The 20,580-nt window shown below is 64.6% G+C and carries 21 protein-coding genes; 9 read left to right on the top strand and 12 right to left on the bottom strand.

The window, feature by feature from the left end; genetic code table 11:
- Window positions 1–30: 30 nt before the first annotated feature.
- Together efeO and AB7A72_RS06810 are read left to right on the top strand one after the other, a co-directional pair.
- Entirely contained in the window at window positions 31–870 is an 840-nt protein-coding gene (gene efeO, locus AB7A72_RS06815; protein ID WP_369459398.1) for an iron uptake system protein EfeO, read from the top strand.
- A gap of 150 nt (window positions 871–1,020) precedes the next feature.
- Window positions 1,021–1,527 carry a DUF6882 domain-containing protein gene (locus tag AB7A72_RS06810; RefSeq protein WP_369459397.1) on the top strand — a complete coding sequence of 169 codons (507 nt, stop codon included), beginning with the start codon at window positions 1,021–1,023 and terminating at the stop codon, window positions 1,525–1,527.
- 73 nt (window positions 1,528–1,600) lie between these two features.
- Here AB7A72_RS06810 and AB7A72_RS06805 read toward each other — a convergent pair whose 3' ends face one another.
- On the bottom strand, window positions 1,601–1,954 hold the full coding sequence (locus tag AB7A72_RS06805; protein WP_369459396.1) for a VOC family protein: 354 nt from the start codon (window positions 1,952–1,954) through the stop codon (window positions 1,601–1,603).
- A 159-nt stretch (window positions 1,955–2,113) separates the two neighbouring features.
- Here AB7A72_RS06805 and AB7A72_RS06800 point away from each other — a divergent pair, with 159 nt between their 5' ends.
- Window positions 2,114–2,599, top strand: a complete 486-nt coding sequence (locus AB7A72_RS06800) for an Rrf2 family transcriptional regulator (protein ID WP_369459395.1) — start codon at window positions 2,114–2,116, stop codon at window positions 2,597–2,599.
- Window positions 2,583–3,482 (top strand): NAD(P)/FAD-dependent oxidoreductase, encoded by a 900-nt coding sequence (locus tag AB7A72_RS06795; protein WP_312461687.1) that lies wholly within the window; start codon window positions 2,583–2,585, stop codon window positions 3,480–3,482. Before AB7A72_RS06800 ends, AB7A72_RS06795 begins: the two co-directional genes overlap by 17 nt.
- 71 nt (window positions 3,483–3,553) lie before the next feature.
- Here the strand turns inward: AB7A72_RS06795 and AB7A72_RS06790 are convergent, their stop codons facing one another.
- The 6 genes from AB7A72_RS06790 to AB7A72_RS06765 form a co-directional block, all read right to left on the bottom strand.
- Window positions 3,554–4,468, bottom strand: coding sequence for an NAD(P)-dependent oxidoreductase (locus AB7A72_RS06790; RefSeq protein ID WP_369459394.1), 915 nt, complete (start codon window positions 4,466–4,468; stop codon window positions 3,554–3,556).
- 53 nt (window positions 4,469–4,521) lie between these two features.
- The gene (locus tag AB7A72_RS06785) at window positions 4,522–5,946 is read right to left on the bottom strand and encodes an aldehyde dehydrogenase family protein (protein WP_369459393.1); all 1,425 of its coding nucleotides are present in this window, start codon (window positions 5,944–5,946) and stop codon (window positions 4,522–4,524) included.
- A gap of 81 nt (window positions 5,947–6,027) precedes the next feature.
- Window positions 6,028–7,239: an ABC transporter substrate-binding protein gene (locus tag AB7A72_RS06780; protein ID WP_369459391.1), complete on the bottom strand. Its 1,212-nt coding sequence runs from the start codon at window positions 7,237–7,239 to the stop codon at window positions 6,028–6,030.
- Window positions 7,240–7,307: 68 nt separating this feature from the next.
- Window positions 7,308–8,786: an aldehyde dehydrogenase gene (locus AB7A72_RS06775; protein WP_369459390.1), complete on the bottom strand. Its 1,479-nt coding sequence runs from the start codon at window positions 8,784–8,786 to the stop codon at window positions 7,308–7,310.
- A 105-nt stretch (window positions 8,787–8,891) separates the two neighbouring features.
- Window positions 8,892–9,488 carry a thiamine pyrophosphate-dependent enzyme gene (locus AB7A72_RS06770; protein ID WP_313329611.1) on the bottom strand — a complete coding sequence of 199 codons (597 nt, stop codon included), beginning with the start codon at window positions 9,486–9,488 and terminating at the stop codon, window positions 8,892–8,894.
- The gene (locus tag AB7A72_RS06765; RefSeq protein ID WP_312529681.1) at window positions 9,488–10,021 is read right to left on the bottom strand and encodes a thiamine pyrophosphate-binding protein; all 534 of its coding nucleotides are present in this window, start codon (window positions 10,019–10,021) and stop codon (window positions 9,488–9,490) included. The genes AB7A72_RS06770 and AB7A72_RS06765 overlap by 1 nt, the downstream gene beginning before the upstream one ends.
- 108 nt (window positions 10,022–10,129) lie before the next feature.
- On the opposite strand from AB7A72_RS06765, the gene AB7A72_RS06760 reads away from it, so the two are divergent.
- On the top strand, window positions 10,130–11,086 hold the full coding sequence (locus AB7A72_RS06760; RefSeq protein ID WP_312836002.1) for a LysR family transcriptional regulator: 957 nt from the start codon (window positions 10,130–10,132) through the stop codon (window positions 11,084–11,086).
- A gap of 62 nt (window positions 11,087–11,148) precedes the next feature.
- On the opposite strand, the gene katG is transcribed toward AB7A72_RS06760, so the two are convergent.
- The 3 genes from katG to AB7A72_RS06745 all read right to left on the bottom strand — a co-directional run bounded on the left by katG (window position 11,149) and on the right by AB7A72_RS06745 (window position 15,751).
- A complete protein-coding gene (gene katG / locus AB7A72_RS06755; RefSeq protein ID WP_369459389.1) occupies window positions 11,149–13,356 on the bottom strand; it encodes a catalase/peroxidase HPI in 2,208 nt (735 codons plus the stop codon).
- A gap of 330 nt (window positions 13,357–13,686) precedes the next feature.
- Window positions 13,687–14,673: an arginase gene (gene rocF, locus AB7A72_RS06750; RefSeq protein WP_239811812.1), complete on the bottom strand. Its 987-nt coding sequence runs from the start codon at window positions 14,671–14,673 to the stop codon at window positions 13,687–13,689.
- The gene (locus AB7A72_RS06745) at window positions 14,657–15,751 is read right to left on the bottom strand and encodes an ornithine cyclodeaminase (protein ID WP_369459387.1); all 1,095 of its coding nucleotides are present in this window, start codon (window positions 15,749–15,751) and stop codon (window positions 14,657–14,659) included. The genes rocF and AB7A72_RS06745 overlap by 17 nt, the downstream gene beginning before the upstream one ends.
- Window positions 15,752–15,915: 164 nt before the next feature.
- Between AB7A72_RS06745 and AB7A72_RS06740 the strand changes: the two genes are divergently transcribed.
- The gene (locus AB7A72_RS06740) at window positions 15,916–16,341 is read left to right on the top strand and encodes an Lrp/AsnC family transcriptional regulator (RefSeq protein WP_239812681.1); all 426 of its coding nucleotides are present in this window, start codon (window positions 15,916–15,918) and stop codon (window positions 16,339–16,341) included.
- A gap of 66 nt (window positions 16,342–16,407) precedes the next feature.
- On the opposite strand, the gene AB7A72_RS06735 is transcribed toward AB7A72_RS06740, so the two are convergent.
- Window positions 16,408–17,097, bottom strand: a complete 690-nt coding sequence (locus AB7A72_RS06735) for a DUF4336 domain-containing protein (protein ID WP_369459386.1) — start codon at window positions 17,095–17,097, stop codon at window positions 16,408–16,410.
- A 116-nt stretch (window positions 17,098–17,213) separates the two neighbouring features.
- Between AB7A72_RS06735 and AB7A72_RS06730 the strand changes: the two genes are divergently transcribed.
- On the top strand, window positions 17,214–18,494 hold the full coding sequence (locus AB7A72_RS06730; protein WP_369459385.1) for an NAD(P)/FAD-dependent oxidoreductase: 1,281 nt from the start codon (window positions 17,214–17,216) through the stop codon (window positions 18,492–18,494).
- A 43-nt stretch (window positions 18,495–18,537) separates the two neighbouring features.
- Here AB7A72_RS06730 and AB7A72_RS06725 read toward each other — a convergent pair whose 3' ends face one another.
- Complete coding sequence (locus AB7A72_RS06725; protein WP_230776784.1) at window positions 18,538–19,128, bottom strand: PAS and helix-turn-helix domain-containing protein; 591 nt, start codon at window positions 19,126–19,128, stop codon at window positions 18,538–18,540.
- A 91-nt stretch (window positions 19,129–19,219) separates the two neighbouring features.
- Between AB7A72_RS06725 and AB7A72_RS06720 the strand changes: the two genes are divergently transcribed.
- Entirely contained in the window at window positions 19,220–19,921 is a 702-nt protein-coding gene (locus AB7A72_RS06720) for a CoA transferase subunit A (RefSeq protein ID WP_133855995.1), read from the top strand.
- Between the two features lie 10 nt (window positions 19,922–19,931).
- Window positions 19,932–20,570 (top strand): 3-oxoacid CoA-transferase subunit B, encoded by a 639-nt coding sequence (locus AB7A72_RS06715; protein WP_312408976.1) that lies wholly within the window; start codon window positions 19,932–19,934, stop codon window positions 20,568–20,570.
- The last annotated feature ends 10 nt before the right edge of the window (window positions 20,571–20,580 follow it).

Genomic DNA, 20,580 nt, shown 5'->3' with positions numbered 1-20,580 from the left:
TTATCAATCTAACAGTCTAGGAGTTCTCGTATGTTGATGCGTCGCCAATTCTTGCAAGGCCTGCTGCTGGCCGGCAGTGCCAGCGTCATCCCCCTGTCCAGCTGGGCAGCAGAAGGCGTGTCTGCGCTGGAGCTGGTCAAGCCGCTGGCGGAGTACAAGCTGTACGTCAACAACAACCTGCGCGAGCTGGTCAAGGGCGTGCAGGCCTTCACCGATGCGGTCAAGGCCGGCAAGATCGAAGAGGCCAAGAAGATGTACGCTGCCGTGCGCCGCCCCTACGAGCGCATCGAGCCGATTGCCGAGCTGTTTGCCGATCTGGACAAGAGCATGGATTCGCGTGCCGACGACCATGAAAAGGCCGAGAAGGACCCGGGCTTCACCGGCTTCCACCGCATCGAGTACGGCCTTTGGGTCGAAAAGAGCACCAAGGGCCTGACCCCTTTTGCCGACAAGCTGCTGGCCGATGCCAAGGAACTGCAAAAGCGCGTGAGCGGTTTGACCTTCCCGCCTGAAAAGGTCGTGGGCGGCGCTGCGGTGCTGATGGAAGAGGTGGCTGCCACCAAGATCTCGGGTGAAGAAGAGCGCTACAGCCACACCGACCTGGACGACTTCCAGGCCAACTTCGAAGGTGCGGACAAGATTTTCGAACTGCTGCGCCCCCTGGTCGAGAAGAAGGACAAGGCCTTTGTCGAAAAGACTGCGGCCAACTTCAAGACCGTGTTCGACATCCTGGCCAAGTACCGCAAGCCCAATGGCAGCTTTGAGCTGTACACCAAGCTGGGTGAGGGCGACCGCAAGATCCTGGCAGGCCGCGTCAACACGCTGGCCGAAGACCTGTCCAAGCTGCGCGGCATGCTCGGCCTGAACTGATAGCGCCCGCAGGCGCTGAACGATGAACCGTCCCTGTGCTGTGCAAGGGGCGGTTTTTTTTATGGCTGACGCAGTTGTCGACCATCAGGCTTTTAGAACAGGCTCTTGGATTGGCCGACAATGGCGGCTGCAATTTGAACCGCTAGCGCTATGAACGACACCACCACCAGCCCCGATGGGGGCGAGACCGACTGGGCCGCCTGGAGCCGCGAGGCCGTCGAGACGATGATGGCCCGCAACACCGAATGGCCACGCCAGTTCGGCCTGCAGAATGCGCCGCAATACCACTGGGATCTGGAAAGCGCCAGCCTGGTGATGCAGGCGCCCTTGCATGAGGTGCAGGGCACCGTCTGCCTGGTGGGCACCAGCAGCGAGAGCGAAGGCAGCTTTGTGTGGAGCTGGGCCAATGCCAATATCCCCGCCCAGCATGGCCAGGCCCTGGAGGTCGTGCACGACTTTGGCCGCGAGCATCAGCTGGCCTTGCTGACCACCGCGCGCATCCCCGGTGGCCGGCCGGAAGCAACGGAGTGCCTCTGCATTGCCGCCCGCCTGCAGCGCGCGATCGGCACCTTTATCGACCAGCAAGGCGATATCACGCTGTACTTCAGCATCCTGCATCTGCAAGTGGTGCAGAACCCGGACCAGGCGTTGCAGTAAAGGCTGGCCGCCCGCGACTGGCCGCCCGCGACTGGCCGTCCGCGACTGGCCGTCCGCGACTAGCTACGCACGACTAGCCCGCTGGGCAAAGCAAGCCCAGGCTGCAACCAAAGGGGTCCAGCAGCATCGCGGCTGTAGCCCCCAAGCTGGTCGTCATCGGCCCCCGGTACAGCCGGGCGCCCTGCGCCTGCAGGCGCTCAATGGCCGCGCCCAGGGCGGCCCCCTCCCAGTACACTGTCGTGCCGCCCACGCCGCCCGGGCATTTGCCATCGGTGGGGTGGAAGCCGATCAAAAGTCCCGGGCCTTGCACAAAGGCATAGTGCGCGTTCTCGTGTTGCACCTCCGTGCCCAAAAGCTGCGCATACCAGGCGGCCGCCGCATCGATATCGGCGACAAACAGCACGACAGACTCCAGCTTCTTGAACAAGGCGATTCCTTTGCTTTGGGGGGCGGTGGTGGGCTGCGCGATGGTGGCATGGTGCAGCGGGGCGCTGGCGGCCGTCGGCCAGCGCTTGACCTTAGCCTGGGTAATGGTTCTTGGCGAAGCCGCTGGCGCGGATTCATTTCATGTAACTACAATAGTTGCATGAAACACAACAGCCAGTTTTCCGATGTTTTGCATGTGCTGCTGCACCTGGCCGAGGCGCAGACGCCGCTGACCTCCGAGGTCCTGGCGCTGACCATGGACACCAACCCGGTGGTGCTGCGGCGCCTGATGGCCGGCTTGCGCGATGCGGGCATGGTCTCGTCCGGCAAGGGCCATGGGGGCGGCTGGCTGATTGCGCCCGGTTGGGGCGAGACGACATTGCGCGACATCCACCAGGCGCTGGGCGCGCCGGCGCTGGTGTCGCTGGGCTTTCGCGAGGACCACCCCGAATGCCTGGTCTCACAGGTGGTCAACCAGTCGCTGCGCAGCGCCATGCAGGAGGCCGAGGCCTCGTTGCTGGCTAAGCTGGGCGGCATCACCTTGGCGCAGCTGTCTGCCCAGATCGGCGCTTCGCTGCGCGCGCACCGGCTGGCCAAAACATCCACTTCCCACCGTATAGAGGACCACCATGGACATTCACACTGATTTCGCCATCGTCGGCGGCAGCTACGCCGGCATGTCGGCGGCGTTGCAGCTGGCGCGGGCGCGCCGCCAGGTCACCGTCATCGATGCCGGCCTGCGCCGCAACCGCTTTGTCGACGAGGCAGGCAGCACCTCGCACGGCTTTTTGTCGCGCGACGGCGTGGCGCCTGCCGAGCTGTGGACGCAGGCACGCACGCAATTGCTGCAGTACCCCAGCGTGCGCTGGATCGGCGGCCAGGCCGAGCAGGCCCGGGTGCTGCCCAGCGGCGAACTGTCGCTACAGGTAGGCGGCCAGTTGCTGGTAGCGCGCCGCCTGGTGCTGGCCACTGGGGTGCGCGATGAACTGCCTGCCGTGCCCGGCCTGGCCGAGCGCTGGGGCCACAGTGTGTTCCATTGCCCGTATTGCCATGGCTACGAGGTGGGTGGCGGCGCCATCGGGGTGATTGCCGCATCACCGATGGCCCACCACCATGCGATGATGCTGCCCGATTGGGGCCCGACCACCTTGTTTCTCAATGGCGTCTACGCGCCGACGGAGGCGGATCTGGCCGATTTCGCCCGGCGCGGCACCCAGATCGAGGCGACGCCGGTGCAGCGCATCGATGGTTTTGCGGATGTGGTGCTGGCCGATGGCCGCAGCATCCGCATGCAAGGCTTGTTTACCCAGCCACGCACCTCGCCCGCCAGCCCGCTGGCGCAGCAGCTCGGTTGCGTGCTGGCCGATGGCCCGATGGGCCCCTATGTGCAGGTGGATGCGATGCAGCAGACCAGCGTGGCCAACGTGTTCGCCTGCGGTGATGCTGCGCGTGCAGCGGGCAGCATTGCGCTGTCGGTGGCGGATGGTGCGATGGCCGGGGTGGCCGCGCACCGCGCATCGATGTTCTGAGCCAAGGGCTGGATGCAGATAACGCCCTCTGGAGGGCGTTTTTTCTTGGGCAGATTGCAGCAGCTCGTTGGTCAGCTGGGCTTCCAACCCTCGGGCACGCGCGGCCGCTCGATCTTGGCCAGCTCACAGACCACATCGGCGATGCCCGAGAAATCAATGCCGCCAAACTGGCTGGCCCGCGCCAGGCTGAAGGATTCATGCACGGCGGCAGCCACCGGCATCGGCACCCGGGCGGCATGCGCGGCGCCCACGACCAGCGACAAATCCTTGTGCGCCAGATCGATGGTGAAGCCCGGCGAGGTATCGCCGGCCAGCACCTTGTTGGGAAAGTTCATGCGCAGCTGGCCATTGTTGGCCGAGGTGCCCAAGAGCACCTGCAGGGTTTTGGTGATGTCGAGCCCAAAGCGCTGCGACAGCGCCAGCGCCTCGGCATTGACCTGGCACAAGGTGATGGCCACATAGTTGTTGACCAGCTTGGTGCGGCCGCCGGAGCCGACCGGGCCGCAGTGGTAGGTGGTGGTGCCCATGGCATCGAGCAGGGGCTTGACCTTGGCGAAATCGGCGTCGCTCGCGCCCACCATGAACAGGCTCTCGCCCCGGTCGGCATGCTCGGCCAGGCGGCCTACGGGTGCGTCCACCACGGTCATCTGGCGGCCGGCGGCTGCTTTGCTGAGCCGGTCGGTGGCGAGTGGGTCGATGGTGCTCATGTCCAGCAGGATGGTGCCGGGCAGTGCATTGGCAAGGATGCCATCGGCGCCCTGGGCGATCTGCTCGACCTCGACCGAGGATGGCAGCATGGTGATGACCACCGAGCAGCGGCGTGCCATCTCCGGCACCGTGGCGGCCTCTGCGCCCAGTGCCACCAAGGCCTGCACGGCCTCGGGGTTGAGGTCGGCCACCAACAGGCTGAAGCCTTTTTTCTGCAGATTGGCGGCCATGGAGCGGCCCATGCGTCCCAGGCCGATAAAACCGATGCTGTCTGTCATGGTGTGGTTCTCCTGCGAAGAGTTCTAAGTTGGACGAGGAATGGAAAGAGGGCTCAGTACGCGATGTAGGCCGTCTTGGTGCTGGTGTAGAAATCGACCGCATAGCGCCCTTGCTCGCGCGGCCCGTAGCTGGAGGCGCGCGTGCCGCCAAAGGGCACGTGGTAGTCCAGCCCGGCGGTGGGCAGGTTGACCATGGCCAGCCCGCTGCGCACATGCAGGCGGAAGTGGTTGGCTGCGCGCAGCGAGGTTGTGCAGATGCCGGCCGAGAGGCCAAAGCGCGTGTCATTGGCCGTCGCCAGTGCCTCGTCGTAATCAGCGACCTTGATGACGCTGGCGACCGGGCCAAAGATCTCTTCCTGGTTGATGCGCATCGCGTTATTGCTGCTGGTGAACAGGGCCGGCCGCACAAAGTAGCCCGGCGTGTCCGCCTGCACCGGCGTGCCGCCTTCGACCAGCTCAGCACCTTCGCGCTTGCCCAGGTCCAGGTAGTGCTGGATCTTGTCGAACTGCGACTGGTTGATGACCGGGCCGATCTGCGTGGCCTTGTCCAGGCTGTTGCCGACGACCATGGCTCGCATGCGCGCGGTCAGCGCATCGACAAAACGGTCATGGATCTGCTCGGTGACGATGAGCCGGCTGGACGCGGTGCAGCGCTGGCCGGCCGAGAAGAAGGCGCCGTTGAGCGCGCATTCGACGGCCACATCCACGTCGGCATCGTCCAGCACCACCAGCGGGTTCTTGCCGCCCATCTCCAGCTGCAGGCGGATCATCTCGCCGATGGCGGTCTGCGCAATGCTCTGGCCCACATGCACGCTGCCGGTGAAGGACACCGCATCGACGCCGCTCAGCAACCCCTGCGCCGCATGCTTGCCGCTGCCATTGACCAGGTTGGCCACGCCGGGCAGCAGGCCTTGCGCATCCAGAATGCGGAACAGCGCATGGGCCACGCCGGGCGTGTATTCCGAGGGCTTGAGCACCACGGTGTTGCCAAAGGCCAGCGCCGGCGCAATCTTCCAGGCGGGGATGGCGATCGGAAAGTTCCAGGGTGTGATCAGGCTCACGACGCCCAGCGCATGGCGGCTGATCTGCACACCGATGTCCGGCCGCACCGACGGCAGGCTCTCGCCGCCATAGCGCAGGCATTCTCCAGCAAAGAACTGGAAAATCTGCGCCGCGCGCACCACCTCGCCTAGGCCCTCGGCCAGGGTCTTGCCCGCTTCGCGCGAGACCAGCAGGCCCAGGCTGTCCTTTTGCGCCATCATCTGGTTGGCCACGCGCTGCAGAAAGTCCGAGCGCATCTGCGTGGTGGTGTGCTGCCAGCGCTCAAAGGCGGCGCGCGCAGCGGCCACGGCCTGCTGCATCTGCGCGGCGTCGGCCGCCGCATACTCGCCCACCAGCTCGCGGGTGTCGGAGGGGTTCCAGCTCTGGATGGTGCTGGCGCCCGCCAGCCACTGGCCATTGATCAGGTTCTCGTTCATGTCTCACTCTCAAGGGGATAGGTGGCGCTGCGCAGCTGATGGGCGCGCAGCGCTGGCAGTCGGCAAGCGGGGGGCCGGGCTTCAGGCTGCTGGCTTGAGCAGCGGGCAGGCACCTTCCTTGGACGGTGCATAGGCCTTGTCACCGGGGATGGTGCTGACCACCTTGTAGTAGTCCCAGGGTTTGGTCGATTCGGCCGGCTTTTTCACCTGCATCAGGTACATGTCATGCACCATGGCGCCGTCGGCACGGATGTAGCCTTTGGCAAACATGTCGTCGATGGGCAGCGACTTGAGCGCGGCCATCACCTGGTCGGGATCGGTGCTGCCGGCCTTTTGCACCGCCTTCAGGTAGGTGGTGGTGGCCGAGTAGTCGCCCGCCTGGAAGGTGGTGGGCATCTTCTTGTTCTTGTCGTAGAAGCGCTGTGAGAAGGCCCGCGAGGCATCGCTCATGTCCCAGTACCAGCCCTCGGTCAGGTACATGCCGCCGGTGGTGCCCAGGCCCAGGCTGTGGATGTCGGTGATGAAGGCCATCAGCGCGGCCACGTTCATCTTCTTGTCGATGCCAAACTCCTTGGCGGTCTTGATGGCGTTGATAGTATCGCCACCGCCATTGGCCAGTCCCATCACCTTGGCGCCCGAGCTCTGCGCCTTCATCACATAGGACGAGAAATCGGAAGTGCTGAGCGGATGGCGGATCGCGCCCACCACATTGCCGCCGGTTTGCTTGACCACATTGATCGCGGCCTGCTCCATCGAATGGCCGAAGGCATAGTCCGAGGTGAGGAAGTACCAGTCCTTGTAGCCCTGGCCCACCAGTGCAGCGGCGGTGCCGCGTGCCTGGGCCGAGGTGGAATAGGTGTAGCGCACCATATAGGGCTGGCAGGCCTCTTCAGTCAGCGAGTCGGCACCGGCACCGGCGCTGATGAAGACCTTCTTCTTGTCCTTGGACAGATTGCTGATCGCCAGCGACACGGCCGAGTTCGAGCCACCGATGATCAGATCCACATGGTCGTTGTCCCACCATTGGCGCGCCTTGGATGCGGCGATGTCGGCCTTGTTTTGGTGGTCAGCCGAGATGATCTCGATCTTGCGCCCCAGCACCTCACCGCCAAAATCGGCCACTGCCATGCGGATGGCGTCCAGTCCACCGGGCCCGTCAAAGTCCGAGTACAGGCCCGACATGTCGGTGATGAAGGCGATCTTGACCTTGTCGGGTGCGGCCTGGGCGCCGCTGGCGAGCAGGGCGGCCACGGCCAGGGCGGCGGCGGTCAGGGGTCCTTGTGCTTTTCTCATGGTTTTGTCTCCTAGAGCTGTTGGACGAAGGGCCTGCGGTGCTCTGTGTCACCTGCTAGGCGCGGGAACTAACGCAGTACAAAGGGGTTGCTGGTGGTCGCTCCGCTGTTGATCCAGACCGACTTGGTCTGCAGGTATTCATAGATCGCGCTCTGGCCGTTTTCACGGCCCAGGCCCGAATCCTTGTAGCCGCCAAAGGGCGCCATAAAGCTGACGGCCCGGTAGGTGTTGACCCAGACCGTGCCCGCCTGCAGGCGCTCGGACATGCGCAGCGCGCAGCCGATGTCGCTGGTCCAGACGGCGGCGGCCAGGCCAAAGCGCACATCGTTGGCGATGCGCAGCGCATCGGCCTCGTCGTCAAAGGGGATGACCGAGAGCACCGGGCCAAACACCTCTTCCTGTGCAATGCGCATGCCGTTGTGCACCTGGGTGAGGATGGTGGGCTCGATGAACCAACCCTTGCCGCATTCGGCGCGCGTGGCCTTGGTGCCGCCCAGCACCACCTGGGCCCCTTCGGCCTTGGCGATCTCGATGTACGACAGCACTTTCTCGTACTGGGGCAGGGTGGTGACCGGGCCCACCTGGGTCTCCAGGCTCATCGGGTCGCCCATGCGGGCAGTGGCGGCAAAGGCCACCAGACGCTCGACAAAGGCATCGTGGATGCTGCGCTGAACCAAAAGCCGTGATCCGGCGATACAGGTCTGGCCCGTTGCAGCAAAGATGCCCGAGATTGCGCCATACATGGCCTGCTCCAGATCGGCATCGGCAAACACGATGTTGGGGGACTTGCCGCCCAGCTCCATCGAACTGTGCTTGAGCTGGGCCGCTGCGGCCTGGTTGATGGCGCGGCCCGTCACATCGGAGCCGGTGAAGCTGACCTTGGCCACCAGCGGGTGCGCCACCAGCGCGCTGCCCACCTGCGCGCCATAGCCGGTGACCACATTGAACACACCGGGGGGGAAGCCCGCCTCGTTGAACAGCTCGGCAAATTCCAGGGTCGAGGCCGAGGTGAACTCCGAGGGTTTGACTACCACGGTGCAACCCGCTGCCAGTGCGGGTGCAATCTTCCAGGCCAGCAGGAACAGCGGCGAGTTCCAGGGTGTGATCGCAGCGACGACCCCCAGCGGCTCATGCCGGGTAAAGGCGAAATAGCCTTTCTTGTCCAGCGGCAAGGTGGCCCCTTGCACCTTGTCGGCCAGGCCGCCGTAGTAGTGGAACCACTGTGGTATGTACTGCAGCTGGCCGCGCATCTCGGCGAACAGCTTGCCGTTGTCCATCACTTCGGTGCGGGCGAGCTTGTCGGCATCGCGTTCGATCAAGCCGGCCAGTTTGCGCAGCAAGGCGCCGCGCTCGGTCGCGCTCAGCTGTGGCCAGGCACCGCTGCTGAATGCGGTGTGCGCGGCTTGCACGGCCGCGTCCACATCGGCGGCGCTGCCGTCGGGTATTTCGGCCCAGGCCTCTGCCGTGTAGGGGTTGAGGCTGGCGATCCATTGGCCGTTGGCAGGAGGCTGCGCCTGGCCGGCAATCTGAAGGGAGTAGCGTTTCATGGCAAAGGGCATTCGGGGTGCGGGCAGCTCGGCTGGTGCTGGCCAGTGCTGGAGAGGGCTGGATAGCTCTGAGAAGGGATGCCGGCCGGCATCCCCTGCCAAAGGCTAGAACGGCTGCAGGCCCAGCGCGCTGCGGAAGCGGTTCTTGATGAAGGGTCCGTCGCGCGGCGGCAGTGCGCGCGGTGGTTCATCAGCCTGCACGAGGGCCTGCACAAACGTGGTGGCCTTGCGGGCATTGATGTGCTCAGCCAGTGCATCGGCCTGGTCCACGGTCTGCAGCTGCTGCACCTGGGCAATGCCAAAGCCGCGCGCCACGGCCACCAGGTCGGTGCCCAGGCTGCTATGGCTTTTTTGCATGCCGGTCTCGCCGTAGTGGCCGTTATCCAGCACCACGATGCTGAGGTTGGCAGGCGACTTGGCGGCGATCGTGGCCAGGCTGCCAATGCCCATCATCTGCTCGCCATCCCCGGTGATGACGACCACCGGGCGCGTGGGCTGGGCCAGCGCTATACCCAGGGCCACCGATGAGGCACCGCCCATTGCGCCCCAGAGGTAGTAGTTGTGGTCGCGGTCGCCAGCGGCAAACACATCGTAGGAGGCGGAGCCCAGGCCAGTGACGACCAGCGCATCGGGGGTCTTGGCCAGCAGGCGCGCCACAAACAGGCGGCGGTCCATGGCGGCGGAATTTTCGCGGGTCTGCATTACTTTCTCTCCCATTTCTTGCGGCCGATCACGTCCTGGCCAATCAGCACGGCAATGCGGGCGCCGGCCATGAAGGCGCCGTCCAGCGCCGCGCTGACGACCTCTTGCGCATCTTCGGCGCGGCGCACGCGCATCACATGGATGCCCATTAGTTCCATCGCGGCCTGGGTGGCGCGGCCCATTGGCGCCTGCCAGGGGTTGAACTCCGCGTACTCGCCGCGCATCGTGACGATGGTGACAAAGGGGATGTCAGCGGCGCTGAGCAGCGAGAACATGTTGATGCAGTTGCCGACACCGCTGCTTTGCATCAGCAACACCGCGCGCTGGCCGCCCAGCCAGGCGCCGGCCGCCACGGCCACGCCTTCTTCTTCGGTGGTGAGCGCCACATCGGTGATCCCGGGATCGGCGATCGCGCTCTGGATGACATAGGCATGCCCTGCATCGGGCACATAGGCCACTTGCTGCACGCCGGCATGCTTGATGGCCTGAAAAATGTCTTTTTGCCAGGGGGGTGGGTTGGGGTTGGCGTTCATCTGCTTTCCATTGTGTGAACCAGTGAAGGCATCATAAAATGTGATGATGTGATTTTAATAATCACCATTTTTGATACCACTATCACGCAATCTGATCGAGGCTGCAGCATGGATTTCAAGCAACTCAAGGCCTTCTTGACCGTCGCCGACACCGGCAGCGTGACCCGCGCATCGGAGCTGCTGCATGTGGTGCAGCCAGCGGTGTCGCGCCAGTTGAAGCTGCTGGAGGAAGACCTGGGCTGCGCGCTGTTTGAGCGCGAGCGCCATGGCATGGTGCTGACCGAGCAGGGCCAGGAGCTGGCCAGCTATGCGCGCCGCGCTTTTGGCGAGCTGGAGAAAGCGCGGCTGCAGCTGGCCGGCACGCAAGCCGAGGTGACGGGCCTGGTCACCATCGGCCTGCTACCCAGCACCTGCGATGTCGTATCGAGCGCGCTGGTGGCGGCGATGGCCAGCCGCTACCCAGGCATCAAGCTGCGCCTGACGGTGGCCTATGCGGGCACGCTGCGGCCCTGGTTGGCCAGCGGCCAGGTCGATGTGGCCTTGCTGTATGCGGCCGATAAGCAGCCCGACCTGGTGCTGGAGCCGCTGATCGAAGAAGCGCTGTGGGGCCTGGGGCCCAAGGGCTGCGGCATCGCCGGCGCCAAGGCCGTGCCGATGGCCGATATGGCGCGCCGCGCGCTGGTGCTGCCCAGCAACCCGCATGGCATTCGCCTGCTGGTGGAGCATGCCTGCGCGCTGGAGAACCTGCAACTCAATATCTGCGTGGAGACCGACGCGCTGCCAGTGCAGCGCAGCGTGGTGATCGATGGCCTGGGCTACACCATCTTGCCGCCCATCGCGGTGGTGAGCGATCTGGCTGCCGGCAGGCTGGAGGGCGCGCCGCTGACCGAGCCCGAGCTCAAGCGGGTGATCGCGCTGGGCTATGCCGCCAACCGCAGCCTGACCCGGCCGGTGCGTGCCACCTTGGCGGTGCTGCGCCAGATTCTGGAGGCGGCCGTGGCATCGGGCGGCTGGCCCAGCGGCCAATGGCTGGCTGCGGCATCGGCCAGTGCTCCGCAGGCATAAAAAATGCCCGCCTGACCCTGGAGCAGGGACGGGCGGGCGCCTTGGTGGGTTGGGGAGGGGGCTTACTTCAGGTCGAAGCGGTCCAGTTCCATCACCTTGGTCCAGGCGGCGACAAAGTCCTTGACCATTTTTTCCTTGGCACCGGCCTGGGCATAGACCTCGGCGACGGCGCGCAGGATGGCGTTGGAGCCAAAGACCAGGTCGACGCGGCTGGCCGTCCAGCGCTGGGCACCGCTCTTGCGGTTCACGCCGACAAAGCTGCCGTCTTCCTGCGCCTTCCATTGCGTGCCCATGTCCAGCAGGTTGACGAAGAAGTCATTGCTCAGCTTGCCGGGCGCGGCTGTCAGCACACCCTGCTGGTTGCCCGCAGTGTTGATGTTGATGGCACGCAGCCCACCGACCAGCACGGTCAGCTCGGGCGCGGTCAACGTCAGCAGCTGGGCCTTGTCGATCAGCAGGGCCTCGGCGGCCACCGCAAAGCGGCCTTGCAGGTGGTTGCGGAAACCGTCGGCCTTGGGCTCCAGGTACTGGAAGGATGCGGCATCGGTCTGCTCGGCCGTGGCATCGCTGCGGCCTGGGTGGAAGGGCACGGTGGTGGGGACGCCTGCATCGGTGGCGGCCTTCTCGACACCGGCATTGCCCGCCAGCACGATCAGGTCGGCCAGCGAAATGCGCTTGTCACCGTCAGCCGCCTTGTTGAACGCGCGCTGGATGCCTTCGAGCACGCCGAGCACCTTGGCCAGCTGCGCGGGCTGGTTCACTTCCCAGTCCTTTTGCGGGGCCAGGCGGATGCGGGCACCGTTGGCGCCGCCGCGCATATCGGAACCCCGGTAGGTCGAGGCCGAAGCCCAGGCCGTGCCCACCAGCTCCTGTACCGTCAGGCCTGATGCCAGCACCTGCGCCTTGAGGCTGGCCACATCATCGGCATCGACCAGTGGATGCGTCACCGCAGGAATGGGATCTTGCCAGACCAGCTCTTCCTTCGGCACTTCCGGGCCCAGGTAGCGGCTGCGCGGGCCCATGTCGCGGTGGGTCAGCTTGAACCAGGCGCGGGCAAAGGCTTCGGCAAAGGCCTGCGGATTTTCCAGAAAGCGGCGCGAGATCTTTTCGTAGGCCGGGTCCTGGCGCAGTGACAGGTCGGTGGTCAGCATGGTGGGCTTCTTGTTGGGGCCGCCATGCGCATCGGGGATGACATCGGGCGCATCCTTGGCCACCCACTGGATCGCACCTGCGGGGCTTTTCTCCTGCACCCATTCGTACTTGAACAGGTTCTCGAAGAAGAAATTGCTCCACTGCGCGGGGGTCTGGGTCCAGGTCACTTCCAGGCCGGAGGTGATCGCATCGCGCCCGGAGCCGGAGCCAAAACTGCTGGTCCAGCCCAGGCCCTGGGCTTCGATGCCATCGGCCTCGGGCTCGGCACCCACATGGCTGGCTGCGCCGGCGCCATGGGTCTTGCCAAAGGTGTGGCCACCGGCGATCAGGGCCACGGTCTCTTCGTCGTCCATCGCCATGCGGGCAAAGGTTTCACGGATGTCTCGTGCCGCCGAGATCGGGTCGCCATTGCCGTCCGGGCCCTCGGGGTTCACATAGATCAGGCCCATCTGCACGGCGGCCAGCGGGTTTTCCAGGTCGCGGTCGCCGCTGTAGCGGCTGTTGGCCTTGTCGCTGGTCGCCAGCCATTCCTTCTCTGCCCCCCAGTACACATCCTGGTCAGGCATCCAGGTATCGACCCGGCCACCGGCAAAGCCAAAGGTGCGAAAGCCCATGGTTTCCAGCGCGACGTTGCCGCAGAGGATCATCAGATCGCCCCAGGACAGTTGGTTGCCATACTTTTGCTTGATGGGCCAGAGCAGGCGGCGCGACTTGTCGATATTGACGTTGTCCGGCCAGCTGTTGAGGGGGGCAAAGCGCTGCTGCGCGCGGCCTGCGCCGCCACGGCCATCCTGCACGCGGTAGGTGCCTGCGGCATGCCAGGCCATGCGGATGAACTGTGGGCCATAGTGACCAAAGTCTGCCGGCCACCAGTCCTGCGAGTCGGTCATCAGCGCACGCAGGTCGCGCTTGACGGCCTCGTAATCGAGCTTCTTGAATTCGTCGGGGTAATTGAAGTCTGCGCCCAGCGGGTTGTTGGCAGGATGGTGCTGGCTGAGCAGGTCCACGCGCAGCTGGTTGGGCCACCAGCTCTGGCTGGTCGTTCCGTTGCCTTGGGCAGCCGTTTCGCTGTTGCGTGCAGCTGCGGCGTGAAAGGGGCATTTGGCTTCTGTGGTCATGGGGTTCTCCGGTTCAAGCTGACAGGACGCCAGACAGCTGGCGGCATAGTGATAAGAAAACGCCGATGGAAGAGGCGGTTTCCATGTTTTTTGATTATGAATGCCAGTGCCTGTCCCCAGCCGCGTTTGCCGATTGAATATCCGCAACACGATGATTAATAAATACCTTAGACAGCCCTGGATCCGCCAAACCATGGTTGAAAAAGAGCCATGGCGAAGACAGGCACGCGCCATTACAGCACCGGTTGGCAAACCGGTGCTGTCAGACAATGACTACAAGCGTGGCGTTGGGGAGGGCAGCGTGCAGGGGCGCAACGGCCCAGGCACCGGTCAGCGGCGCAGGTCCTTGACGAGCGTGCTCTTGCCAAACAGGCTTTGCACCAGATCCACCACCAACTCGGCGGTCTGGTTGCGCAGGTCGAGCGCAGGGTTGAGCTCGACGATGTCCACTGAGCCGAGCAGGCCGGTATCGGCAATCATCTCCATGCACAGCTGCGCTTCACGGTAGTTGGGGCCGCCCCGCACTGTGGTGCCCGTGCCCGGCGCAATCTCGGGGTCGAGAAAATCCACATCAAAGCTCAGGTGCAGATGGGTCTGGCTCGGGTCACAGCCGGCCAATGGCGCCAGCGCGCGCAGCATGGTTTCGCGCATGCCCAGCTCGTCAATGGCACGCATGTCGAACACATCGATGTTGTGGGTCTTGATCAGGTGCTTTTCCTGCGCATCGACACTGCGCAAACCGATCTGGCACAGCGACTGCGGCCCCAGTGCGGGCGCAAAGCCGGCCAGGTGCGTGAGCTCGCGCGGGCCCAGACCCGAGAGGCAGGCCACCGGAATGCCATGGACATTGCCCGATGGGGAGGTGTCAGGCGTGTTGAAGTCGGCATGCGCATCGAGCCAAAGCACATAGAGGCGCTTGCCGGTGTCGCGGCAATGGCGCGCCACGGCGCTGATGGAGCCGACGGCCAGGCTGTGGTCTCCCCCCAGCATCAACGGCATGCGGCCTGCGGCCAACTGCCCGTGCACAGCGTCATGCACCGCCTGGTTCCAGACAACGGCCTCACCAAAGTTGCGCAGATCGCCATGCGCGGGGTCACGCGGCTTGCGCTGGTTGGCGGGCCCGGCCAGGTTGCCCAGGTCGTGCACGTCGCAACCCAGCTCGCTGAGCGCCGGCCCCAGTTGGGCGACGCGCAAGGCATCCGGCCCCATCGCGGCGCCCAGGCGCCCGGCACCGATATCAGTGGGTACGCCGATCAGGCTGATGGGCGTGGTGGGCGCGTGCACGGGGGCGGAGGTCAGGTCAGGCTGGAATGGCATGGCGGTCGGCTTCGGCGGGAGCTGGTTCGTCGTGGATTGCGGGCGGCAACAGCAGCTCGAACAGGTTTTTAGGATTGCTCAATTGTGGCAGCAGGGCGAGCGGCTGCAACAGCTGGTGCTGCCGGGCCAGCGCATGCATATAGCGCAAGGCGGTGTAGTCCTCCAGCGCAAAGCCGACGGAGTCGAACACCGTGATCTCATCATCTCGCTGGCGGCCTGCCTGCTCGCCGCGCAATACCTGCCACAGCTCGGTCACGGCAAAGTCCTCAGGCATGTGCTGGATCTCGCCCTCGATGCGGCTTTGGGGCGCAAATTCAACGAATACCCTGGCATCCGGCAGGATCGCGGCATCGAGCTCGGTCTTGCCTGGGCAGTCGCCGCCCACCGCATTCAGGTGCATGCCGGGCGCGACCATGTCGCGGCGCAGGATGGTGGCACTGGTCTTGTCCGCCGTGACCGTGGTGACGATGTCGGCGCCTTGCACGGCTTCGGCGGCGCTGCGGCAGCGCTGTATCTGCAGGCCGGGCATCTGGGTGTGCAGGTTGTGGACAAGCTTGTCGGTGGCGGCGGGGTCGATATCAAACAAGCGCAGACACTGGATGCCCAGCAGGCCGACAAAGGCCAGGGCCTGGAATTCGCTTTGCGAGCCGTTGCCAATCAACGCCATGGTGCGGCTGCTGCGCCGGGCGAGCAGCTTGGCCGCCATCACCGAGGTGGCGGCGGTGCGCAGCGCGGTCGTCAAGGTGAGCTCGCTCAGCAGGATGGGCGCGCCGGTGTCGGCCCGCATCAGTGCACCGAAGGCCATGATCGACGGAATGCCCAGTTGGGGATTCTTGGGATGGCCGTTGACGTATTTGAACGCGAAATGGCTGGCATCGGCCACTGGCATCAGCTCCATCACGCCGTCGGGGGTGTGCTGGGCCAGGCGCGCGCTCTTGTCAAAGTCGTGCCAGCGGGAAAAGTCCTGTTCCAGTGCGCTGACCAAGCCGCGCAGCAGCTCGGTCAGGCCCACACGCTGCACCAGCGTGGCGGCGGCATCGGTGCTGAGAAAGTCGACTTGGCCTGGGTGGTATGTCATGGCGATGGCTCCTGGTTTTTCGTTATGGCTGCCCGCTGCGCACGCCAAAGAGGCGCTGCCGCAGCGGCTGCAACCAGTGTCTCGCCAAGCCGCCATAAAGCAAAGTGCAAAAAATGGTAGAAAATGACAGTATTCAGAGCAATTAGTCAGGCCGCATTGTGCATATCGATAATATTGACCAAGCCTTGATCAGCCTGTTGCGCCAGAATGCGCGCGAGAGCGTGGCCACATTGGCGGGCAGGCTGGGCGTGTCGCGCGGCACTGTCACCAACCGCATGGAGCGCCTGGAGCGCGAGGGCCTGATCGTCGGCTACAGCGTGCGCCTGCGCCCCGATGTGCAGCCTGACGTGCTGCGCGCCTGGATGAGCATCGAGATCACCGGCAATGACACGCGGCGCGTGATGGCGTCGCTGCTCGGGGAGCCGGGCGTGGCGGCGCTGCACAGCACCAATGGCCGCTGGGATCTGCTGGCCGAGCTGCAGGTGGCCAGCCTGGAGGCGCTGTCCCAGGTGCTGGAGCGCATTCGGCTGATCAAGGGCATCAGCAACAGCGAGACCAGCATCCACCTGGAGAGTTTTCGGGTGTCCTGAGCGCGTATCGGCGATTGCTACACCTTCGCGTTGGGATGACACCGGGCTGTGTTCAAAGGGCTGTGTTCAGGCCTGGTCAGCCAGCAAAAACGCCAGCGCCTGCTGCAGTTGCTGGGGGGCCTGCTCGGTGATGAGCGCATCATGGGCCAGCACCAGGCGCTGCACCGGCCAGGCACAGATGCGGGCGGCGGCCGCGCTCGCAGCGGTGCGGTCCCGGATCGCAAAGCGCAGCGCGCGCGGCATCGCCAGGCGGCTGCGCGTGCCGTTGAGGCTGTTGAACAGCCGTGCCGACAGCGACAAATCCTGCGGGTAGTACTGCAGCACATCGGTGACGATCAGGCTGGCGCTGGGCTGGTGCAGCCAGACGCATTCATTCAGTATCGGCAAACCTGCAAACGGCTGCATCTGCAGGCTGGGTTGCCAGGCCGCAGGCAGTGCCTGGTCCAGGCTGTGCAACTGGGGCAGGTCAGGGCGCTTGGCGCCCAGCCCTGGCGCGCCCCACAGTGCTGCCTGCGGGTAATGCGCCTGCCATGCACCGGCAAACAGATGGTGCATGCGGTTGGGCGCCACGATCCAGCGCACATCGCCCAGCGTATCCAGCGCCGCACGCAACGCAGCTGCTGGTGCGATGGGCGAGTGCAGCCACAGCGCGCCGCCCGCCAGGCGCACGACCGTCATGCGGGTGCGCACCGGCAGGCCGTGCACGCTGATCTGTTGGGTAGCGCTCCAGAGGTCGTTGGCGATAGGGTCAAGCATGGTCGGCCTGGTTGCAATGGAGGGAATGCCTTGGATTTTCATTGTGAATCCAGGCTCGCAGGTGCAGAAAAGCTGGCAATGGTCAACAATGGCAGCCATCTTTTGAGGAATCGTACATGCACTATGACGTGGTGATTGTGGGCGGCGGTGCAGGTGGACTGGAACTGGCCGCACAACTGGGGCGCAGACTGGGCGCGCGCGAAGGGCGCGAGCGGGTATTGCTGGTGGACAAGATGCCCTTCCACATCTGGAAGCCGACCTTGCATGAAGTAGCGGCCGGCACGCTGGATGCGCACCAGGAGGGCCTGTCTTACACCGTGCTGGCGCGCCGCAACCATTTCAGTTTTGCGATGGGCGAATGCATGGGTCTGGATGCCGCCAAGCAGAGCATTGTGCTGGCGCCGGTGATCAACGATGCCGGCAAGCAGGTGGTGCCCGAGCGTGTCATCAGCTACCAGCATCTGGTGCTGGCGATGGGCAGCGGCTCCAATTCTTTTGGCACCCCGGGGATCGAGCATGCCTATCTGCTGGAGAGCGTGCGCGATGCGCAGCGCTTTCACGCCGACTGGCTCGGTGCCTGTGCCCATGCGTCGTATGCCGAGCCGCGTTCGCTGGCGGTCGCCATCGTCGGTGCCGGAGCCACCGGCGTGGAGCTGTCGGCCGAGCTGATCGAGGCGCACCAGATGCTGCTGGAGAGCCTGTCGGACAGCCAGCGCTTCCGGCTCGATATCAGCCTGATCGAAGGCGGTGAGCGCATTCTGGGTGGGCTGCCGCCGCGCATCTCGGAGCAGGCCCGCGTCGCACTGGAGCGCAAGGGCGTGCGGGTGATGACCGGTACACGTGTGCAGTCGCTGGCGCAGGGCCAGGTGATCACCTCCAATGGCGAGGTGCCGGCCGATCTGATCGTCTGGGCTGCCGGCATCAAGGCAGCGGACAGCAATGCCCGTCTGGGGCTGGAGGTCAACCGCATCAACCAATTTGTCGTGGACGACCACCTGCGCACCAGTGCCAGCCGCATCTATGCAATGGGCGATTGCGCCGCCGCCACCTGGACCGAAGGCAAGACGGTACCCGCGCGCGCGCAGGCTGCGCACCAGCAGGGCAGCTATTTGTGCAAGCTGCTGTTTGCCGCGCTCAAGGAGCGCTCGTTCAACGAGGTGTTTGTCTACCAGGACTTTGGCTCGCTGGTCTCGCTGGGTGACAACAAGGGCGTGGGCAATCTGATGGGCGGCCTGTCGGGCAAGAACTTCTTTGTGCAGGGCCTCATCGCCAAGTGGATGTATATGTCCCTGCACCTGATGCACCACCGTGCCATTCTGGGCACCGGCAAGACAGCGGTGCTGGCACTGGCCCGTTTGCTGCAGCAACGCGTGTCGGGCCGGATGAAGCTGCACTGACGCGACACTGCTTGGCAGGCCCAGGCAGCGTCAAGCCTCGGGTTCAGATGTCGTCCGGCCCGAGGACGATATCGAGCGAGCTGCCACCGGCCAGCAGCTTTTGCACCAGCTCTGCAGAGGAGTCGGCGCCGTATTTGCGCATCAGCCGGGTGCGGTAGATCTCGACCGTGCGGTGGCTGATGCCCAGGCCCCGGCCAATCTCCTTGCTGGTCATGCCTTCGAGCAGATGGGCCGCGACCTCGCGCTCGCGGGCGGTGAGCTCGGCGCGCACCGGGCGCAGCGCGCTCAGGTCCTCAAAGCTCCAGACACCGCCTTCATGCGGGTCGTCGCGGTTGAACGCGCGGCCCATCACATGGCACCAGAACATCTCGCCATTGGCGCGCTTCATGATGCGGTTGTCCGAATACAGGCCCTGCGCGCCCATGATCGGGGCGATGCGGCGGCCCAGGCGCTCGAACTCGTCGGCACTGGGGTAGAGGATCTGGAAGGACTGGCCCATCATCAGCTCGCGCGAGGTGCGGAACATGTCGCAGACCTGCTCGTTGCAGTCGATCATGACCCGCCGGTGGGACACCACCAGGCCCACAGGCGCCATTTCGAAGGCTTGTCGGTAGTCGAGTGGTGTCACTGCCATGGCAAAAATTGTCCCCTTTACGAAATACTACGTATCCTAATACGTAGTATGCTTGATTAGCGAAACAAGCCCTTCTTATCAGGAGACAAGTGTGAATAAGATCTACCCCAGTGCTGCGGACGCGCTCAAAGGCGTGGTGGCAGACAAGCAGTTAATGGCCGTGGGCGGCTTTGGCCTTTGCGGGATTCCCGAGGCCTTGATCGAAGCGCTGCGCGACAGCGGCGTCAAGGATCTGACGGTGGCATCGAACAATGCCGGTGTCGACGGTTTTGGCCTGGGCAAGCTGCTGGAGACGCGCCAGATCAAGAAGATGATTGCGTCCTATGTGGGCGAGAACAAGGAGTTCGAGCGCCAGTACCTGGCGGGCGAGCTGGAGCTGGAGTTCACCCCCCAGGGCACCCTGGCCGAGAAGATGCGTGCTGGCGGCGCCGGCATCCCCGCCTTCTTCACGAAGACCGGTGTGGGCACGCAAGTGGCCGAAGGCAAGGAGCTGCGCGAGTTTGACGGCGAAACCTATGTGATGGAGCGCTCCATCGTTGCGGATGTGTCGCTGGTCAAAGCCTGGCGCGCCGACAAGAGTGGCAACCTGCAATTCCGCCTGACGGCGCGCAACTTCAACCCGGCAGCGGCCACCTGCGGCAAGGTCTGCATTGTGGAGGTGGAGGAGATTGTCGAAGTCGGCGCGCTCAAGCCCGACGAGATCCATCTGCCCGGCATCTATGTGCACCGCCTGGTGCTCAATGCCACCCCCGAGAAGCGCATCGAAAAGCGCACCATCACCGAGAAGCAGTAAGGAGCCTGTCATGCCTTGGACCCAAGACCAAATGGCCGCACGTGCGGCGCAAGAGCTGGAAGACGGCTTCTATGTGAACCTCGGTATCGGCATTCCTACCTTGGTGGCCAACCACACCGGTGACAAGGAAGTGTGGCTGCAATCGGAAAACGGCATGCTGGGCATCGGCCCGTTCCCGACCGAGGATGCCATTGACGCCGACCTGATCAATGCGGGCAAGCAGACGGTGACCACGATTGCCGGCTCGTCCATCTTCAGCTCGGACCAGTCCTTTGCGATGATCCGTGGCGGCAAGATCAACCTGTCCATCCTGGGCGCGATGCAGGTGTCCGAAAAGGGTGACCTGGCCAACTGGATGATTCCGGGCAAGATGGTCAAGGGCATGGGCGGCGCGATGGACCTGGTGGCTGGCGTCAAGCGCGTGATCGTGCTGATGGAGCATGTGGCCAGGAAGAAGGACGGGACGACCGACCTGAAGATCCTCAAGGACTGCACCTTGCCGCTGACGGGTGTGGGCGTGGTGGACCGCATCATCACCGACCTGGGTGTGTTCGATGTGGTGCCCGAAGGCCTGAAGGTGGTGGAGCTGGCCCCCGAGGTGAGCTTTGACGACGTGCAGTCCAAGACCGGCGTCAGCCTGATCCAGTAAGCACCGCTGC

It is taken from the genome of Comamonas sediminis, assembly GCF_041107495.1.
GTDB lineage: Bacteria > Pseudomonadota > Gammaproteobacteria > Burkholderiales > Burkholderiaceae_C > Comamonas > Comamonas sediminis.
Note: the sequence above shows the minus strand (reverse complement) of the source record. Positions and strands in the feature narration are given on the sequence as shown.

Bases quoted from the DNA above. Each gene is read 5' to 3' on its own strand.
- AB7A72_RS06725 (WP_230776784.1), bottom strand. From the start codon at position 19,128: ATGGCAGTGACACCACTCGACTACCGACAAGCCTTCGAAATGGCGCCT.
- AB7A72_RS06810 (WP_369459397.1), top strand. From the start codon at position 1,021: ATGAACGACACCACCACCAGCCCCGATGGGGGCGAGACCGACTGGGCC.
- AB7A72_RS06735 (WP_369459386.1), bottom strand. From the start codon at position 17,097: ATGCTTGACCCTATCGCCAACGACCTCTGGAGCGCTACCCAACAGATC.
- rocF (WP_239811812.1), bottom strand. From the start codon at position 14,673: ATGCCATTCCAGCCTGACCTGACCTCCGCCCCCGTGCACGCGCCCACC.
- AB7A72_RS06785 (WP_369459393.1), bottom strand. From the start codon at position 5,946: ATGAACGAGAACCTGATCAATGGCCAGTGGCTGGCGGGCGCCAGCACC.
- AB7A72_RS06760 (WP_312836002.1), top strand. From the start codon at position 10,130: ATGGATTTCAAGCAACTCAAGGCCTTCTTGACCGTCGCCGACACCGGC.
- AB7A72_RS06790 (WP_369459394.1), bottom strand. From the start codon at position 4,468: ATGACAGACAGCATCGGTTTTATCGGCCTGGGACGCATGGGCCGCTCC.
- AB7A72_RS06770 (WP_313329611.1), bottom strand. From the start codon at position 9,488: ATGCAGACCCGCGAAAATTCCGCCGCCATGGACCGCCGCCTGTTTGTG.
- AB7A72_RS06800 (WP_369459395.1), top strand. From the start codon at position 2,114: ATGAAACACAACAGCCAGTTTTCCGATGTTTTGCATGTGCTGCTGCAC.
- efeO (WP_369459398.1), top strand. From the start codon at position 31: ATGTTGATGCGTCGCCAATTCTTGCAAGGCCTGCTGCTGGCCGGCAGT.
- AB7A72_RS06715 (WP_312408976.1), top strand. From the start codon at position 19,932: ATGCCTTGGACCCAAGACCAAATGGCCGCACGTGCGGCGCAAGAGCTG.
- AB7A72_RS06745 (WP_369459387.1), bottom strand. From the start codon at position 15,751: ATGACATACCACCCAGGCCAAGTCGACTTTCTCAGCACCGATGCCGCC.
- AB7A72_RS06730 (WP_369459385.1), top strand. From the start codon at position 17,214: ATGCACTATGACGTGGTGATTGTGGGCGGCGGTGCAGGTGGACTGGAA.
- AB7A72_RS06765 (WP_312529681.1), bottom strand. From the start codon at position 10,021: ATGAACGCCAACCCCAACCCACCCCCCTGGCAAAAAGACATTTTTCAG.
- katG (WP_369459389.1), bottom strand. From the start codon at position 13,356: ATGACCACAGAAGCCAAATGCCCCTTTCACGCCGCAGCTGCACGCAAC.
- AB7A72_RS06795 (WP_312461687.1), top strand. From the start codon at position 2,583: ATGGACATTCACACTGATTTCGCCATCGTCGGCGGCAGCTACGCCGGC.
- AB7A72_RS06780 (WP_369459391.1), bottom strand. From the start codon at position 7,239: ATGAGAAAAGCACAAGGACCCCTGACCGCCGCCGCCCTGGCCGTGGCC.
- AB7A72_RS06775 (WP_369459390.1), bottom strand. From the start codon at position 8,786: ATGAAACGCTACTCCCTTCAGATTGCCGGCCAGGCGCAGCCTCCTGCC.